General features: G+C 76.2%; 13 protein-coding genes. 11 read left to right on the top strand and 2 right to left on the bottom strand.

Annotation, left to right across the window (positions count from 1 at the left end):
- Nucleotides 1-57 precede the first annotated feature (57 nt).
- Nucleotides 58-1,038 carry a hypothetical protein gene (locus ACPU2J_RS29150; RefSeq protein ID WP_399816637.1) on the bottom strand — a complete coding sequence of 327 codons (981 nt, stop codon included), beginning with the start codon at nucleotides 1,036-1,038 and terminating at the stop codon, nucleotides 58-60.
- A 402-nt stretch (nucleotides 1,039-1,440) separates the two neighbouring features.
- On the opposite strand from ACPU2J_RS29150, the gene ACPU2J_RS29145 reads away from it, so the two are divergent.
- The 9 genes from ACPU2J_RS29145 to ACPU2J_RS29105 all read left to right on the top strand — a co-directional run bounded on the left by ACPU2J_RS29145 (nucleotide 1,441) and on the right by ACPU2J_RS29105 (nucleotide 12,724).
- Nucleotides 1,441-2,877, top strand: coding sequence for an FGGY family carbohydrate kinase (locus ACPU2J_RS29145; RefSeq protein WP_423834342.1), 1,437 nt, complete (start codon nucleotides 1,441-1,443; stop codon nucleotides 2,875-2,877).
- Nucleotides 2,874-4,271, top strand: coding sequence for an FAD-dependent oxidoreductase (locus tag ACPU2J_RS29140; RefSeq protein WP_423834341.1), 1,398 nt, complete (start codon nucleotides 2,874-2,876; stop codon nucleotides 4,269-4,271). The genes ACPU2J_RS29145 and ACPU2J_RS29140 overlap by 4 nt, the downstream gene beginning before the upstream one ends.
- Nucleotides 4,268-5,464: an FAD-dependent oxidoreductase gene (locus ACPU2J_RS29135; protein WP_423834340.1), complete on the top strand. Its 1,197-nt coding sequence runs from the start codon at nucleotides 4,268-4,270 to the stop codon at nucleotides 5,462-5,464. The genes ACPU2J_RS29140 and ACPU2J_RS29135 overlap by 4 nt, the downstream gene beginning before the upstream one ends.
- Before the next feature lie 153 nt (nucleotides 5,465-5,617).
- The gene (locus tag ACPU2J_RS29130; RefSeq protein WP_423834339.1) at nucleotides 5,618-6,289 is read left to right on the top strand and encodes a hypothetical protein; all 672 of its coding nucleotides are present in this window, start codon (nucleotides 5,618-5,620) and stop codon (nucleotides 6,287-6,289) included.
- A 71-nt stretch (nucleotides 6,290-6,360) separates the two neighbouring features.
- The gene (locus ACPU2J_RS29125; protein WP_420078920.1) at nucleotides 6,361-6,942 is read left to right on the top strand and encodes an isochorismatase family protein; all 582 of its coding nucleotides are present in this window, start codon (nucleotides 6,361-6,363) and stop codon (nucleotides 6,940-6,942) included.
- Nucleotides 6,939-7,859: an acetylglutamate kinase gene (gene argB / locus ACPU2J_RS29120; RefSeq protein WP_420078921.1), complete on the top strand. Its 921-nt coding sequence runs from the start codon at nucleotides 6,939-6,941 to the stop codon at nucleotides 7,857-7,859. Before ACPU2J_RS29125 ends, argB begins: the two co-directional genes overlap by 4 nt.
- Nucleotides 7,860-8,270: 411 nt before the next feature.
- Entirely contained in the window at nucleotides 8,271-9,692 is a 1,422-nt protein-coding gene (locus ACPU2J_RS29115; protein ID WP_420078922.1) for a lysine N(6)-hydroxylase/L-ornithine N(5)-oxygenase family protein, read from the top strand.
- Between the two features lie 3 nt (nucleotides 9,693-9,695).
- Entirely contained in the window at nucleotides 9,696-12,422 is a 2,727-nt protein-coding gene (locus tag ACPU2J_RS29110) for a condensation domain-containing protein (protein ID WP_423834338.1), read from the top strand.
- A gap of 86 nt (nucleotides 12,423-12,508) precedes the next feature.
- Nucleotides 12,509-12,724: an MbtH family protein gene (locus tag ACPU2J_RS29105; RefSeq protein WP_361593411.1), complete on the top strand. Its 216-nt coding sequence runs from the start codon at nucleotides 12,509-12,511 to the stop codon at nucleotides 12,722-12,724.
- 45 nt (nucleotides 12,725-12,769) lie between these two features.
- Here ACPU2J_RS29105 and ACPU2J_RS29100 read toward each other — a convergent pair whose 3' ends face one another.
- Nucleotides 12,770-13,219, bottom strand: a complete 450-nt coding sequence (locus ACPU2J_RS29100) for a GNAT family N-acetyltransferase (protein ID WP_420078924.1) — start codon at nucleotides 13,217-13,219, stop codon at nucleotides 12,770-12,772.
- 105 nt (nucleotides 13,220-13,324) lie between these two features.
- Here ACPU2J_RS29100 and ACPU2J_RS29095 point away from each other — a divergent pair, with 105 nt between their 5' ends.
- Both ACPU2J_RS29095 and entS read left to right on the top strand, forming a co-directional pair.
- Nucleotides 13,325-13,627 (top strand): phosphopantetheine-binding protein, encoded by a 303-nt coding sequence (locus tag ACPU2J_RS29095; protein WP_420078925.1) that lies wholly within the window; start codon nucleotides 13,325-13,327, stop codon nucleotides 13,625-13,627.
- 78 nt (nucleotides 13,628-13,705) lie between these two features.
- Complete coding sequence (gene entS, locus ACPU2J_RS29090) at nucleotides 13,706-15,034, top strand: enterobactin transporter EntS (RefSeq protein WP_420078926.1); 1,329 nt, start codon at nucleotides 13,706-13,708, stop codon at nucleotides 15,032-15,034.
- Nucleotides 15,035-15,186 lie beyond the last annotated feature (152 nt).

The following is a 15,186-nucleotide window of genomic DNA, read 5'->3' as shown; positions in this document are numbered from 1 at the left end:
CCCGGCGGGCGGTACGCGGTCCGGGGACGCGTGCGCGGTCACCCGTCGGGGCCGGCTTCAGTTCCGGTCGGCCAGGCTGCGGGACCTGGCCTGGAGGAACACCTCCTCGGCCAGCGCCTGGTCGGCGGGGTCGCGGGTGCGGTGGGCCCACGGGAGGGTGGTCCAGTACCGGCCGATGGCGTCGAAGACGCGCGCCGCCTCCTCGAACTGGAGGGCGCCCCAGAGGGCGTGGGCTAGGTGGTTGAGGTCGAGCGGCGAGGAGCGCTCGGGATCGGCGTAGCGGAACCAGGTGTGCAGGGCGTGGTGGGCGTCACGGACGGCGTCCTCGGCGACCCAGTGCAGGTCGAGCGCCCTCTCCTGGCCCCGTTCGCGGCGGTAGCGCTCGACCTGGACGTAGAGCGGGAGCACGTGCACGGCGGAGCCGGGGGGAGCGGAACCGGCCGCCCAGTGCACGAAGTTGGCGGCCCCGGAGGGCGGGCCCGGCGGGCCCGCGTACACGAACTGGAGCATGCGGTGGTAGGCCTCGCGGTTGTGCGGGTCGCGCTTGTCCGCCTCCGCGAGGATGCCCCAGGGGCCGTGCGGCAGCATCGGTCCGGGCGGCGCGAGCCGGTGCTCCTCCATCTGGCGGTGCTCGTCGAGGAGCGCCAGGGCGAGCAGGCAGACCCAGGGCGCGGGGTCGGCGGGGCTGATGCCGGCGGTGGTCCGGCAGGCCTGCCAGGCCTCCTGCCACAGCTCGGGGGTGCGGGGGTGGCCGGCGCGGTGCGCGCGGACGGCACGCTCGACGCTGACCCGCATGTGCATGACGACGGCCGCGACGCTGTGCGGCTCCTCGGCGCGCCAGGCCTGGACCACGTCGGATCCGGCGGCGACCGCCGCGAGGACCTGGGTGCGCTGTGTCCACAGCCCCCAGTCGTCCGTCCGCGCGAGGAGCTGCGCCATCGACACCCAGCGGCCGGTGCGCAGGTCCTGGACGGCGACGCGTAAGGCGTTGTCGTGACCGGCGGGGTGGTAGACGGGCCGGAAGTCTCCGCCCGCCATCACCTCGTCCCGGTCGTCGGGCGGCCGGTGCGGCCGCGTGCTGCGGTGGTCGTGGTCATCAGTCCTCAGATCGGGTGGCGGGTGGGGTCCGTCCGGCGGCCGGCTGCCGCCCTGCAGCCGTACCGGCAGCGGGAGTGCACGCCCCGTGACAAGAACTGTTCGTTCAACCACCGCCGTTGACCCACGGTCGGCATCCTTCCCGTTGATCGGCGATCACTATAGAGCGAGTGTGAGCATTCGCACGCGGAGAGTTGTCCGAACGCAACTTTCAGGCCATTGCGGGGATATGAACTTGCGTCAGCAAGGGCCCGGCGCTCCGGGCGGATCTTGACGCGCGGGATCCGCTGGTGAAGGCTTCCCGGCGAAGATCGACCATGCCGACACACCAGGGACGGAGCGGTGATGACGGGTCCGGTGCTCGCCGTCGACCAAGGAACGTCGGGGACCAAGGCCCTCGTCGTCTGTCCGGTACGCGGGGTCGTGGGCTCCGCTTCCGCGCCCGTACGCCCGCGCCACCTGCCCGGCGGCCGGGTGGAGGTCGACCCCCGCGAGCTGCTGCGCTCCGTGGTCGACGCCGGACGCGCGGCGCTGGCGGCGGCCGGCGAACCGGTGGTGGCGGTCGGCCTCGCCAACCAGGGTGAGACCGTGCTCGCCTGGGACCCGGCGACCGGTGAGCCGCTGACCGACGCGATCGTCTGGCAGGACCGGCGTGCCGAGGAGCTCTGCACCGGGCTGGAGCCGCACGCGGAGGCGCTGCGGAAGATCACGGGCCTGCCGCTGGACCCCTATTTCGCCGCCCCCAAGATGGCCTGGATCCGCCGCCACCTCACGGGGCGAGGCGTCGTGACGACCAGCGACGTGTGGCTGGTGCACCGCCTCACGGGAGCGTTCGTCACGGACGCGGCCACCGCGGGGCGCACCCAGCTGCTCGATCTCGACACCGTCGGCTGGTCGGGGCCGGCGCTCGACGCCTTCGGTCTGGCCGACGAGCGGCTGCCGGAGGTCGTCGACGCGGACACCCGGGTCGGCACCACCACCGCCTTCGGACCCGAACTCCCCCTGACGGGGCTGCTCGTGGACCAGCAGGCCGCGCTGCTGGCCCAGGACGTGACCGCTCCGGGCACCGCCAAGTGCACGTACGGCACCGGGGCCTTCCTGCTCGCGCACGCCGGCCCGGCACCCCGGCACAGCTCCCACGGGCTGGTCGGCTGCGTGGCCTGGCGGCTGTCCGGGCGGACCGACTACTGCCTGGACGGGCAGGTGTTCACCGCGGCCTCCGCCGTCCGGTGGCTCACCGACCTGGGCGTGATCTCCGGCGCCGAGGACATCGACGCCGTGGGCTCCGGGGTCGCCGACGCCGGCGGGGTCACCTTCGTCCCGGCGCTCGCCGGGCTCGCCGCCCCCTGGTGGCGGGGCGATCTCCGGGGCTCGGTGACCGGTCTGGGCCTGGACACCACGGCCGGGCACCTCGTGCACGCCCTGTGCGACGGGATCGCCGCCCAGGTGGCGGAGCTCGCCGACGCGGCCGCCGCCGACCTGGGGACTCCGCTCACCGCCCTGCGGGTCGACGGCGGGCTGACCCGCTCCGCGCTCCTCATGCAGGCCCAGGCCGATCTGCTGCAGATCCCGGTGGAGGTCTCGGCGCTGCCGGACGTGACCGCGCTCGGCGTCGGCGCGGTGGCCCGTCTCGGGCTGGACCCCTCGCTGCGCGTCGCCGAGGCCGTACCGCGGTGGAAGCCGTCCGCGGTGTACGAGCCGCGCTGCGGGGCCGAGGCGGCCGCCGGGCGGCGCGAGCGGTTCCGTACGGCGGTGGCGGCCCTGCTCGACGCGACACCGTGACCGTCACCACCGGGGGCGCCCTGCCGGACGGCGCGTACGACGTGACGGTCGTGGGCGCCGGGGTGGTGGGCTCCGCGATCGCCCGGGAGCTGGCCCGGCTGCCGCTGCGGATCGCCCTGCTCGACGCCGCGGACGACGTCGGTGACGGCACCTCCAAGGCCAACACCGCGATCCTGCACACCGGTTTCGACGCGGTGTCCGGCTCCCTGGAAGCACGGCTCGTACGGGAGGGACAGCGGCTGCTGGCCTCGTACGCCGCCGAGAGCGGCATCCCGGTGGAGCCGCTCGGCGCGCTGCTCGTGGCCTGGGACGAGGAGCAGCGTGCCGCACTGCCCGGCCTCGCCGCCAAGGCGGAGCGCAACGGCTACCGCGCCGCCCGGATCGTCCCGGCCGAGGAGGTGCGGGCCCGGGAGCCGGGGCTGGGGCCGGGCGTGCTCGGGGCGCTGGACGTCCCCGGAGAGTCGGTGATCTGCCCGTGGACGACCACGCTCGCCTACGCGACGCAGGCGGTCCGCGCCGGTGTCGACCTCCACCTCGGCTGCCGGGTGGAGTCGGTCTCCCCCGGCGCTCCGCACGTGCTGCGGACCGGCCGGGGCGCCCTGCGCACCCGCCACCTGGTCAACGCGGCGGGTCTGCACGCCGACACGGTCGACCGGATGCTCGGTCACGCGGACTTCACGGTCACGCCCCGGCGCGGCCAGCTCATCGTCTTCGACGAGCTGGCGCGCCCGCTGGTGCGGCACATCCTGCTGCCGGTGCCGGGGGCCCTCGGGAAGGGGGTGCTGGTGTCGCCGACCGTGTACGGGAACGTCATGCTCGGCCCCACCGCCGAGGACCTGGACGACCGGACGGCCACCGGATCGACGGCCGAGGGGCTCGCGCTGCTGCGCGAGAAGGGCCGGCGGATCCTCCCGGCGCTCCTGGAGGAGGAGGTCACCGCCGTGTACGCGGGGCTGCGGGCGGCGACCGAGCACGAGGACTACGCCATCCGCTCGCATCCGGCGCAGCGCTACGTCGCGGTGGGCGGGATCCGGTCGACCGGCCTGACCGCGTCCCTGGCGATCGCCGCCCACGTGGTGGAGCTGCTCGCGGAGGGCGGCCTGCCGGTGGCGGGCGCCCGGGAGCTGGAGCCGGTGCGGATGCCGAACCTGGGCGAGGCGTTCCCGCGGCCCTATCGGGACGCGCGGCTGATCGCGGCGGACCCGGAGTACGGGCGGATCGTGTGCCACTGCGAGCGCGTGACCCGGGGGGAGATCCGTGACGCGCTGGCGGGGACGATCCCGCCCGCTTCACCGGACGGGCTGCGGCGGCGCACCCGCGCGCGGGCCGGCCGCTGCCAGGGCTTCCACTGCGGGGCCGCCGTCCGCGCGCTGTTCGAGGAGTTCCGCCGGTGAGCCGTGCCGACCGTACGGTCGACGTCCTGGTCGTCGGCGCAGGACCGGCCGGGCTGGCCCTGGCCGCCCGGCTGGCGGGCGCCGTCCGGGTGGAGGTCCTGGAACGGGAGCAGGAGGCGGGCGGAGTGCCGCGGCACTGCCTGTACGGCGGGTTCGGCGCCCTGCCGGAGAGGCTCGTGCTGGGCGGTCCGCAGTACGCCCGCCGTGCGGTGCGTGCCGCGACGGAGGCCGGAGCCGTGGTCCGTACCGGGGTGACCGCCACCGGCTGGGCGGGGCCGCTGTCCCTGGAGGTGACGGGGCCCGGCGGGCTGGAGCGGATCACGGCCCCGGCGGTCGTGCTGGCCACGGGTGCCCGGGAACGGCCGCGCAGCGCTCGGCTGGTGCCGGGCTCCCGCCCGGCGGGCGTGCTGACCACCGGGGAGCTGCAGCAGTCCGTCCACCTGTACGGGCAGGACGTCGGCCGCCGCGCGGTGGTGGTGGGCGGTGAGCCGGTGGCCCGCAACGCCGTACGGACCCTGCGGCGGGCGGGCGCGGAGGTGGTGGCGGTGGTCACGGAGCGGCCGCGCGGCGCCGCCCCGGCGGGGGTTCCGCTGCTCACCCGCACGGCCGTGGCCGAACTGCGCGGCCGGGGACGGCTGTCGGGCGTGGGGCTGCGGCACGAGGACGGCCGCACGGGGTGGCTGGCCTGTGACACGGTGGTCTTCACCGGCGACTGGATCCCCGACCACGAGCTGGCCCGCCGCGGCGGCGTCCCGCTGGACCCGGGCACCCGCGGCCCGTCCGTGGACGGGTGCTTCCGCACCGCCGTGCCGGGGGTGTTCGCGGTGGGCAACGCCCTGCGCGGGATCGAGCGGGCCGGTACCGCGGCCGCCGAGGGCGCCGCCGCCGCGGGTGCGGTGCTGGAACACCTGTCGGGCACGGCGTGGCCGGATCCGGGACCGGCCCTGCTGGTGCGGGCCCCGCTGGTGTGGGTGTCCCCGAACCGGCACCCGGGCACGGCCGGCCGCCCGCTGCTGCTCCGCTCCGGGACGGCGGTGAGCGCGCCGGTGGTCACGGTGGCCCAGGACGGCCGGCTGCTGTGGCGGCGCCGGGTGCCGGGCCGGACGTCGCCGTCGCGTTCGCTGCGGCTGGTGCCGGGCTGGTCGGAGCGGGTCGACCCGACGGGCGGGCCCGTGGTCCTCGGGCTCGGCTGAGGTCCCGGCGCCCGTACGGCCCGGACAACGGAGAGGCCAGATTCCTCCAACCGCCTTGTCCGCGTGGCCCCCGGACGGCGATCCGGCGGACAGAAGGGGTGCCGACGGCCGATTCTTGAGTGTCAGGTGAACCTGACCGAACGGGGATTGACCGTGTACGAGAACATGGCCGGCCCGGCCGTACGGGCCGGGGCGGCGGGACCGGCCGAACGGGCCGAGAGCGCGGCGCGGGTCGTCGCCTGGCTGGCCGCCCGGGACGAGGTCGAGCACGCCCTGCGGGACGCCCTGGGGCGTCCGCCGAGCCAGCGGGACGACACCGTGGCCCGGATGGCGGAGGCCCTGCGGGCGGCGGCCCAGGGGCTGGGGGAACCCGCGATCGCCGTCGCGGCGGGAGTTCCGGAACGGATGCTGCGCGGCTGGATGGAGCAGGATCCGGCGTTCGCGACGGCACTGCGGGCGGCGAGCGCGCTCGCGGCCGGGCACGGACTGACGGCCGACGGCGGGGCGACCCCCGCGATGCTCCGAGTGGTCCTGGACGCGGTCGGGCGGGGCGCGTCCTGGCCGGTGGCCGGACGGCTGGCGGGCCTGTCGATCCGCCGGTTCAACCGGCTGCGGCAGACCACCCCCGGTGTGGAGTCGCTCCTGGAGGCGGCCCAGCGGATGCGCGCGCGGACGGCCCGGACGGCGCGGGGGGCCAGGGAGGCCCGTACGGCGCGCGCGGGTGCGGTGGGCGCCGCCCGCCGTACGGAGGCGGAGGGCGGGGCGGGCGAGCGCCGCTACCGGCTCGTGCGGCTGGACGATCCGATGCTCTCCCCCACCGAGTAGGTTAGGTTAGGCTTACCTAACAAGATGGGGCGGCGGCGACCGGCTGCCCCGCACGAGGGGGAGCCCCGGTCATGCACCTGCCCGACGTCACGCCCTATCCGATGCCCGCCGAGGCCACCGTCCCGCCGTCGGCGCAGGCCTGGACCGTGGAACCGGGCCGGGCCGCCCTGCTGATCCTCGGCATGCAGCCGCAGTTCCTGCGGGCGTTCCCGGCCACCGCCGCGCCCGGCGCCGAACTGCTCGCCAACGCCGCCGCGCTGCGCCGGGCCGCCCGCAACAGCCGGATGCCCGTGGTCTTCGGTCACGCACCGGGCGGCGACCCCGGACCGGCCCCGGACGGCCCGCTGGTCCCCGAGCGCGGGGACCACGTCATCACATACGTCCGGGAGAACGCCTTCCTGCGCAGCCACCTCGGCCGCGTCCTCGCCGTCACCGGCCGCGACCAGCTGCTCCTGTGCGGCCTGCACGCCGCGGGCGGGGTGCTGCTGACGGCCGCCGACGCCCGGATGCACGGCATCCAGCCCTTCGTGGCCGCGGACGCCGTCGCCGACGCGGGTCCCGAGGACCACGCCCTCGCCCTCCGCTGGACCGCTTCCCGCTGGGGCGTGGTCCGCACCACCCGCTCACTCATCCAGGAAATGGCAGGCCGATGACGATCCGTCACCCCTCACCCGCGGCGCGGGGCGGCACCCCGGGTGCCGCTCCGGCGCGCACCGTGATCGAGGCCCTCCCCTGGCTGGAACGCCACCGGGACCGCACGGTGGTGGTGAAGTTCGGCGGCAACGCGATGGTCGACGAGGAGCTGAAACGGGCGTTCGCCGCGGACGTGGTCTCGCTGCGGTACGCCGGGCTCCGGCCGGTCGTGGTGCACGGCGGCGGCCCGCAGATCAGCGCGCTGCTGCGACGGCTGGACCTGGAGGTGACGTTCACCGCCGGCCTGCGGGTCACCACGCCCGAGGTGATGGAGGTGGTGCGCATGGTGCTGGCCGGCCAGGTCCAGCGCGAACTGGTCGGGCTGGTCAACGAGCACGGCCCCTTCGCCGTCGGCATGACCGGCGAGGACGCCCGCACGCTCACGGCCGTGCGGCGCCCGGCGCTCGTGGACGGGTGCGAAGTGGACATCGGTCTGGTCGGCGAGGTGACCGACGTGGATCCGGACACCGTGTGCGCCCTGCTGGACCGCGGCAGGATCCCGGTGGTCTCGCCGGTGGCACGGGGCACGGACGGCCAGATCTACAACGTCAACGCCGACCTCGCCGCGGCCGCCCTCGCCGCGGCCCTGGGCGCGGAGAAGCTGGTGGTGCTCACGGACGTGGCCGGGCTCGTGCCCGACTGGCCGCGGGGCACCACCGTGGTGGACCGGCTCACCGCCGGCGAACTGGCCGCGCTGCTCCCCTCACTGGACGGGGGCATGGCCCCGAAGATGGAGGGCTGCCTGCGGGCGGTCCGGGGCGGGGTGGCGACGGCGCACGTCCTGGACGGGCGGGTGCCACACACCCTGCTGGGGGTCTTCGGCGAGACTCCCCCGGGAACCCGCGTGGTGCCCGACCCGGCACCCGGGCGGCACTGAGGCCCGGCCCGGGGCGAAGCCCCCGGGCCGTCCAAGCCGGAGGCCGACCACATCCAACGGGACGTCCCGAAATCGGCTTCCACCGGAAGGGCGGACGGCGCGCGCCGCACGGTCGGGAGCGGGCGCGCCCAGGGCGCCCCGCGCCGGCCGCAGGCCCGTGGTTCCCGGCTTCCGGGGATCTCCGGCGGCTGATTCCCGCCGCTCGGCGGGCCCGGAGGGAGTCCGGGCGGCACGCCGCCCCGCCCTTCGGACGGATCTTCCACATCAGCGAATTGCCATGTAATCAAAGGCAGTTGGCGACTTCGCCACGCCTTCCGCCAGTGGCTCCGGGTGGCTTGACACACCCGCCACCATCAGTGACGTTAGGTCAGCCTTACCTAAATATCCGGGTAAGTCCGAGGAAGGATGGGCATGTCCGCACCACATACGCACACCGGGTCCGGGGAACGGTTCCCCGATGTCCGAGACCTGGTGGGCATCGGCTTCGGCCCGGCCAACCTGGCCCTGGCGATAGCCGTGGCCGAACACAACGCCGGGCGGCCCGCCGGCGAGGCCGTACGGGCGGCGTTCGTCGAACGCCAGGAGACCTTCGGCTGGCACCCGGGCATGCTCCTCGACGGCGCCACCATGCAGGTGTCCTTCCTCAAGGACCTGGTGACCATGCGCAACCCGGCCAGCCCGTACAGCTTCCTGCAGTACCTGCAGGAGCACGGCCGGCTGGCCGACTTCATCAACCAGAAGACCTTCTTCCCCACCCGGATCGAGTTCCACGACTACTTCCGCTGGTGCGCCGAGAACTTCACCGACCGGGTCTCCTACGGCAGCGAGGTCACCCGCGTGACCGCCGGCCACGGCGACGGGGACGGGGACGGTGTCGAGGTGCTGGCGGTCCACCACCACCCGGCCGGGGGCACCGGCGCGGACGGGGCCGACACGCCCCTGTACACCCACAACATCGCCCTCGGCACCGGACTGGTGCCCAGACTCCCCGGGGGCGTGCAGCGCGGCGAGCACATCTGGCACAACAGCGAGCTGCTGCACCGCACCCGCTCCCTGCCCGGTCTCACCCACCGCCGGTTCGCCGTCGTGGGCTCCGGCCAGTCGGCCGCCGAGGCCGCCGAGCACCTGCACCGGACCTTCCCCGACGCCGAGGTCTGCGCCGTGTTCGCCCGCTACGGCTACAGCCCGGCGGACGACAGCCCCTTCGCCAACCGGATCTTCGACCCGGCGGCCGTGGACGCCTTCTACACGGCCCCCGACGAGGTGAAGGACCGCCTCCTCGGCTACCACGCGAACACCAACTACTCCGTCGTGGACGGCGACCTCATCACCCAGCTCTACCGCACCGTCTACCAGGAGAAGGTCTCCGGCACCGAACGGCTGCGGATCCTCAACACCAGCGAGGTCGCGGACGTCCGCACGGACGCCGCCGGGGCGGTCGCCACCGTCCGCTCCCTGATCGACGGCACCACCGCCGAACTCCCCTGCGACGCCGTGGTGTACGCCACCGGCTACCGCGCACCCGACCCGCGCGACCTCCTCGGCGACCTGGTCGAGGAGTGTCTGACCGACGGCCGGGGACGGCTGCGGATCGGCCGGGACCACCGCGTGGCCACCACCCCGCGGCTGCGCGCCGGCATCTACCTCCAGGGCGCCGGGACCGAGCACACCCACGGCCTGACCTCCTCCCTGCTGTCCACCCTGGCCGTCCGGTCCGGCGAGATCTGCGACTCCCTGCTGCTGAGCGGCGCCGAACGCGCGGTCCGCACCGGCCGCAACCGGCCCGCCGCGGCAGCGGCGGCCGTCCCCCACCCCACGGGTTCCCGGAGCTGACACGTGTCCGCCACCTCCTCCCCCGCCCCGGCCCCCGCCGCCGCCGAGGCCGTGCCCCTGACCGCCGCGCAGGCCGAGTTCCTGGCGGCGCAGACCGCCGCCCCCGACTACGCCGGCCACAACGTCGGGCAGTACGTCGAACTGGTCGGCCCCGTCGACACCGAGGCCCTCCGCGACGCCGTCGCCCGCGCCTTCGACGAGGCCCCCTGGCTGCGCTTCCGGCTCACCCACGGCGACGACGGCCCGCGGCAGTCACCCGTACGCACCCCGGGACGCCCGCGCCGGCCCGCCCTGCTCGACACCTCCGGGGCCGCCGACCCGGTGGCCGCCGCCCTCGGCCTGGTGCGCGGACAGCTCGCCTGCCCGCCCCGGCTGGACCTGCTCACCGATCCGCCGGCCCCGGACGACGTCCCCGACCTGGCCGGGAGCGTCCTGGTCGCCGTCGGGCCGCAGCACCACCTGCTGGTGCAGTTCTTCCACCAGCTCGCCGTGGACGGGCACGGACTGGCCCTGCTGGGCCACCGCATCGCCGAGCTCTACACGGCGGCCGTCCGCGGACTGCCCCCCGGCCCCTCGCCGTTCGCCCCGGTGACCGCCCTCGTCGAGGCGGAGAGCGCGTACGCCGACTCGGAAGAGCGGCGGACCGACCTGGCGGCCTGGACCCGGCATCTGGCCGGAGTCCTGCCGCCCGCGCCCCTGCGCGGGCGCAGCGCGCCGCCCGCCGACACGGCGCTGCGCGCCACCGTGGTCCTCGACCGGGCCGACACCGCCGCCGTCGAGGCCGCCGCCCGTGACGCGGGGGTCACCTGGGGCGAGGCGGTGCTCGCCGCCACGGCCGCGCACACCACCGCGCGGACCGGGGCACTGGAGGCGGTCCTCGCCGTGTACGCCGCGGCCCGGACCGCGCCCGGCACCCTGCGGGTCCCGGCCGCCGCCGTGAACATCCTGCCCGTACGGGTGGCCGCCGGACCGGACGACACCTTCGGGGAGCTGCTGGCCCGGGCGGCGGCGGAGACCGCCTTCCTGCGGCGCCACCAGCGGGTCCGCGGCACGGACGTGGCCCGGGCCGTCTGGCCCGGGCACGCCGGCTCCCGGGTGCCCGGTCCGCTGGTCAACCTGCGGCCGTTCGAGACCGAGCTCGACTTCGCCGGGGTTCCGGGCCGGGTCGTCAGCCTGGCCTCCGGGCCGGTGGACGACCTCGCGGTCTCCGCCTCCCGTTCCGCCGAGGGCCTGCTCCGCCTCGACCTGGACGCGAACCCCGCGCTGTACCGGCTCGCCGAACTGGAGTCCGAGGCCGCCGGTTTCGCGGCCCTGCTCACCGGCCTGGCCCGGCAGCCGCGGACGCCCGCCGGGCGGATCGCGGCCACCGGCCGGCCCGCCGCGGACGCCGTCGCGACGGCCGCCCCGCGCGCCCTGGCCGTTCCGGCCGGGGACCGGGAGGAGGGGCCGCTGACCCTGCTGCCCGCCGCGCACCGGCTGCGCGAGGCCGCGGGTCCGGCCGAACGCGCCCACGAGCACGTCCTGCTGACCGTCCCCCCGGGCCTGCGGACGGCTCCGCTGCGCCGCGCCCTGGGCACCCTGGCCCGCCGGCACCCGGCGCTGCGGCTGGCCCTGCACCGGGCGCACGGCGTCTGGAGCCAGGAGGTACGGGCCGCCGACGCGGCGCCCGCCGTCACCGACCCCGCGATCCTGCGCCGCTACCCGGCGGAGGGCCTGGACGCCGCCGCCCGGGAGCGGCTGACCACGGCGGCGGCGCGGGCCGCCGGGGCGGCCCTGGACCCGTCCTCGGCCGCGGTCCTGCGGGCCTCCTGGTTCGACGCCGGTCCGGCCGAGCCGGGCAGGCTGCTGCTGACCGCCCACGCCCTGTGCGTCGACGACGCCTCGTGGCAGCTGGTCCTCGACGAACTGCCCGTGCTGTACGCGTGGTTCGCGGGCACGGGAGCCGGCGCCCCGCCGGCCGCGCTCGGCGAGCCCGGCGGCCTGACCGCCTGGGCCGCCGCCCTGGCCACGCGGGCGCAGTCGCCCGCCCGGGTGGGGGAGCTGCCGTACTGGACGCGGCTGTCGGAGGGTCCCGCGGCACGGTCCTGGCCCGCGGCCGAGGGCGGCCACCGGACCGTCACCCGGCTGGAGGTCCCGGCCGGCCCTGCGGAGCCGCACCCGGTCGACGTGGCCCTGCTGGCCGCGCTCGCCCGGGCCGCCGTCGGCCGGGCCCGGCTGCACGACGGCAGCTGCCTGCCGGTCGGTGTCGAGCTCCCGCGTCCCCCGTCGGCCCCGCGCACGATGGGTCCGCTGTCCACGGTGCACGGCGTACGGCTCCCCCTGGGTCCGGACGGTCCCGGTGCCGTCCGGCTGCTGCTGGCGGCCGTACCGGACGAGGGGCGCGGCCAGGAGCAGTTGCGGCACCTGAACCCCCAGACCTCGGCGCTGCGGGCCGGTTCGCCCGGCCGCGGCGTCGTGTACCGGCGGCGCACCGCACCGTGCGCCCCGGACGCCGCTCCCGGCTGGGGCCCCGCCCCGGAGGAGGAGTGGCCCGCGCCCGGTTCCTCCGGCGGGGAACCGCCGCTCACCGGGCCCGTGGAGCTGACCGCCGAGGTCCGCCCGGCCCCCGGCGGGGGCCACCACGTGACCGTGCGGTGGCGCTGGTCCACCGCCCTGTTCGGCGCCGCCGAGGCGGCCGCGCTGTCCGAGGCCGCCACGGCTCTCGCCGCGCGGTTCGCCGCCGAATCCTGAGGGCCGGGCCGCACCGGCGCACCGCCGCCCGGCCCGCCCTTCCTTCCCCCCTGACGATCCACCGACCCACCCGAGGAGACACCCCGATGGCCACCAACCCCTTCGAGGACGACGACGCCCGCTACTTCGTGCTGGTGAACGACGAGAACCAGCACTCGCTGTGGCCCGCCTTCGCCGCGGTGCCCGACGGCTGGCGCGTCGTGCACGGCGAGGACAGCCGTGAGGGCTGCGCCGCCTACACCGAGGAGAACTGGACGGACATGCGCCCGGCCTCCCTGGTCGCGGCGGACGCCGCCCGCTGAGCCTCCGTGGGGCGGGGGTCCCGTACCCCGCCCCCGGAACACCCGTCAGAGGGTCAGCGCGTAGACCCGTGACCCCCGGGCCGGGTCCAGGGCCGCCGCCCAGGCGGCCGGGGCCTGCTCGGGTACGACGGGGACGAAGCCGTGCCGTACGAACAGCACGGCGGACCCCGTCGTCGCCGTGAACACCCGGGCGGCCGAGTACCGCCGGGCCCGCGCGAGCGCGGCCCGGAACAGCGCCGACCCGATCCCCATGCCCTGACTGCCGTGCGCCACACAGAAGTTGTGGAGCACGGCCGCTCCCGCGCCCTCGTCCCGTACGGCGACGCACCCGGCCGGCGTGCCGGGGGTGATGCCTTCCGCGAGGAGGAACTCCCCGACGCTCGCGAGGTAGTGACCGAGGGGGCGGGGGCGCAGCTCTCCGGAGGCCACGAAGGTCCGGGAGAGGGCGAAGAGAGCGTGTGCGTCTCCGAGGTGGGCCGGCCTGACCGGAACCACGGGGAGATCTGCTGCAACTGGAATCACAGAATTAGGTTAGCCTTACCTAAGTCATCTGATGGTGAGGCGGCCGCCCCTGTCCCCCGAACGAGGAAGCCACCCGCCATGACCACCACGTCCCCCGACACCACCGCCCTCCAGGCCGCCACCGCGGACACGGGCGACAACCCGCTCCCCGAGGGCCCGTTCGGACTCGACCGGCTGATCCAGGACGTCGCCGACGTCCTGTGCGCCGAGCCCGAGGAGATCGACCCCGACGAGAACCTGCTCGACCAGGGTCTCGACTCGATCCGTCTGATGTCCCTCGTCTCGCGCTGGCGGACCGAGGGCGCCCAGATCGCGTTCGTGGACCTCGCCGAGCGTCCCACCCTCCGCGAGTGGGCCGACCTCCTCGCGCCGGCGTCCTGACCGGACCGGCCGGCTCGCCCCACCGCTCGCCCCACCTCTCGACCCGCCCCCGTCCCCGACCTTCCATCGGAGCCCGCCGTGTCCCTGCGCGACCTCGTCATCGACATAGAACCGCTGCGCGCCTCCCCCGACTTCCGCGCGGTCTTCATCGCCCGCGTGGTGTCGCTGTTCGGCCTGGGCATGGCCACCGTCGCGCTGTCCGCGCAGGTCTGGGACATGAGCCGGTCCACCTTCCAGGTGGCCGTGGTCAGCATGATCATGAGCATCAGCGTGCTGGTCGGCTCCCTGTGGGGCGGGATGATGGCCGACCGCACCGACCGGCGCACGCTGATCCTCTGGGCGCGCGGCGCCGCGGCGCTGGCCTTCGCCGGCCTCGCCGTCAACGCCTTCCTGCCCGACCCCTCCCTGTGGGCCATCCACCTCTGCGTGGCCTGGGACGGGCTGGCCTCCGGCGTCAGCGTCACCGCGCTGATGGCCGCCGCCCCCGGCCTGGTCCGCGACGACCAGCTGCCCGCCGCCGGCGCCCTGATGTCCCTCACCGGCGAGATCGGCTCCGTCACCGCCCCGTTCCTCGGCGGCGTGCTGCTGGCCCTGTGGGGCACCGGCCCGGTCTTCGCCTTCACCGCCGTCACCACCGCCGTCACCACGCTCCTGATCACCCGGGTCCGGCCGCTGCCCCCCGGCGGCGCCGACGAGGAGGACGAGGACGGCGGCAAGGGCTCCCGCTCCCCGCTGGCCGGCTTCCGCTTCGCGTTCAAGGACCGCGTCGTCGGCGGCCTGGTCCTGCTCGGCGGAGTCACCGCCATCTTCAACGTGCCCGTCGTGCTCTTCCCCGAGATGGTGGACCGCCGCTTCGGCGGCGGCGAGGTCATGCTCGGCCTGCTCTACACCGCCCCGGCCGTCGGCGCCGTCCTGGTCTCCGCCACCAGCGGCTGGCTCGGCCGCGCCGCCCGCCCCGGACGCCTCCTGCTGATGGCCGCGTTCACCGGCGGCCTGGCCACTCTCGGCTTCGGACTGAGCGGCAGCGCCGTGCTCGCCTTCGCCCTGCTGGCCGTCGGCGGCGCCGCCGGCACCGTCTACGAGATCCTCGAGTACGCCCTCGTGCAGCACCACACCCCGGACGCGATGCGCGGCCGCGTCATCAGCGTGATCACCGCCCAGGGCACCACCGGCGGCATCGCCGGCGACGCCGAAGTCGCTGCCATCGCCCGCTGGTTCAGCCCCGCCGGCGCCGCCATCGTCAACGGTGCGGTCTGCGCCGTCGCCGCCGTCGCGGTGGCCGTGGCCGTGCCGGGTCTGCGCAACGCCACCCTCCCCTCCCGGTCGGCCCTCGACGAGGACGAGCAGGGCCCGCGCGGCGACGAGGCCCCGCCCGGCACCGCCGCCCCCGCCGCGGCCGGCGTCTGACCGCCGGCCCCGCCCACCCCACCCGAACCACCACGGCCCGCCCCGCCCGTACCGCGGCCCCGCACGCCCACCGGCACCGCCGGTCCGCGACGCCGCCCCGGGGCACCCCGCGCGGCCGCACCCCGGCACCGCCCCCGTACACCCCGGCCGAC

The organism is Streptomyces manipurensis (assembly GCF_049570255.1).
GTDB classification, from domain to species: Bacteria; Actinomycetota; Actinomycetes; order Streptomycetales; family Streptomycetaceae; genus Streptomyces; species Streptomyces manipurensis.
This window is presented reverse-complemented; position numbering and strand designations above follow the sequence as displayed.

Excerpts from the sequence above, each read along its gene's own strand:
- ACPU2J_RS29145 (WP_423834342.1), top strand. The coding sequence starts at position 1,441 with ATGACGGGTCCGGTGCTCGCCGTCGACCAAGGAACGTCGGGGACCAAG.
- ACPU2J_RS29150 (WP_399816637.1), bottom strand. The coding sequence starts at position 1,038 with ATGGCGGGCGGAGACTTCCGGCCCGTCTACCACCCCGCCGGTCACGAC.
- ACPU2J_RS29105 (WP_361593411.1), top strand. The coding sequence starts at position 12,509 with ATGGCCACCAACCCCTTCGAGGACGACGACGCCCGCTACTTCGTGCTG.
- argB (WP_420078921.1), top strand. The coding sequence starts at position 6,939 with ATGACGATCCGTCACCCCTCACCCGCGGCGCGGGGCGGCACCCCGGGT.
- ACPU2J_RS29095 (WP_420078925.1), top strand. The coding sequence starts at position 13,325 with ATGACCACCACGTCCCCCGACACCACCGCCCTCCAGGCCGCCACCGCG.
- ACPU2J_RS29125 (WP_420078920.1), top strand. The coding sequence starts at position 6,361 with ATGCACCTGCCCGACGTCACGCCCTATCCGATGCCCGCCGAGGCCACC.
- ACPU2J_RS29115 (WP_420078922.1), top strand. The coding sequence starts at position 8,271 with ATGTCCGCACCACATACGCACACCGGGTCCGGGGAACGGTTCCCCGAT.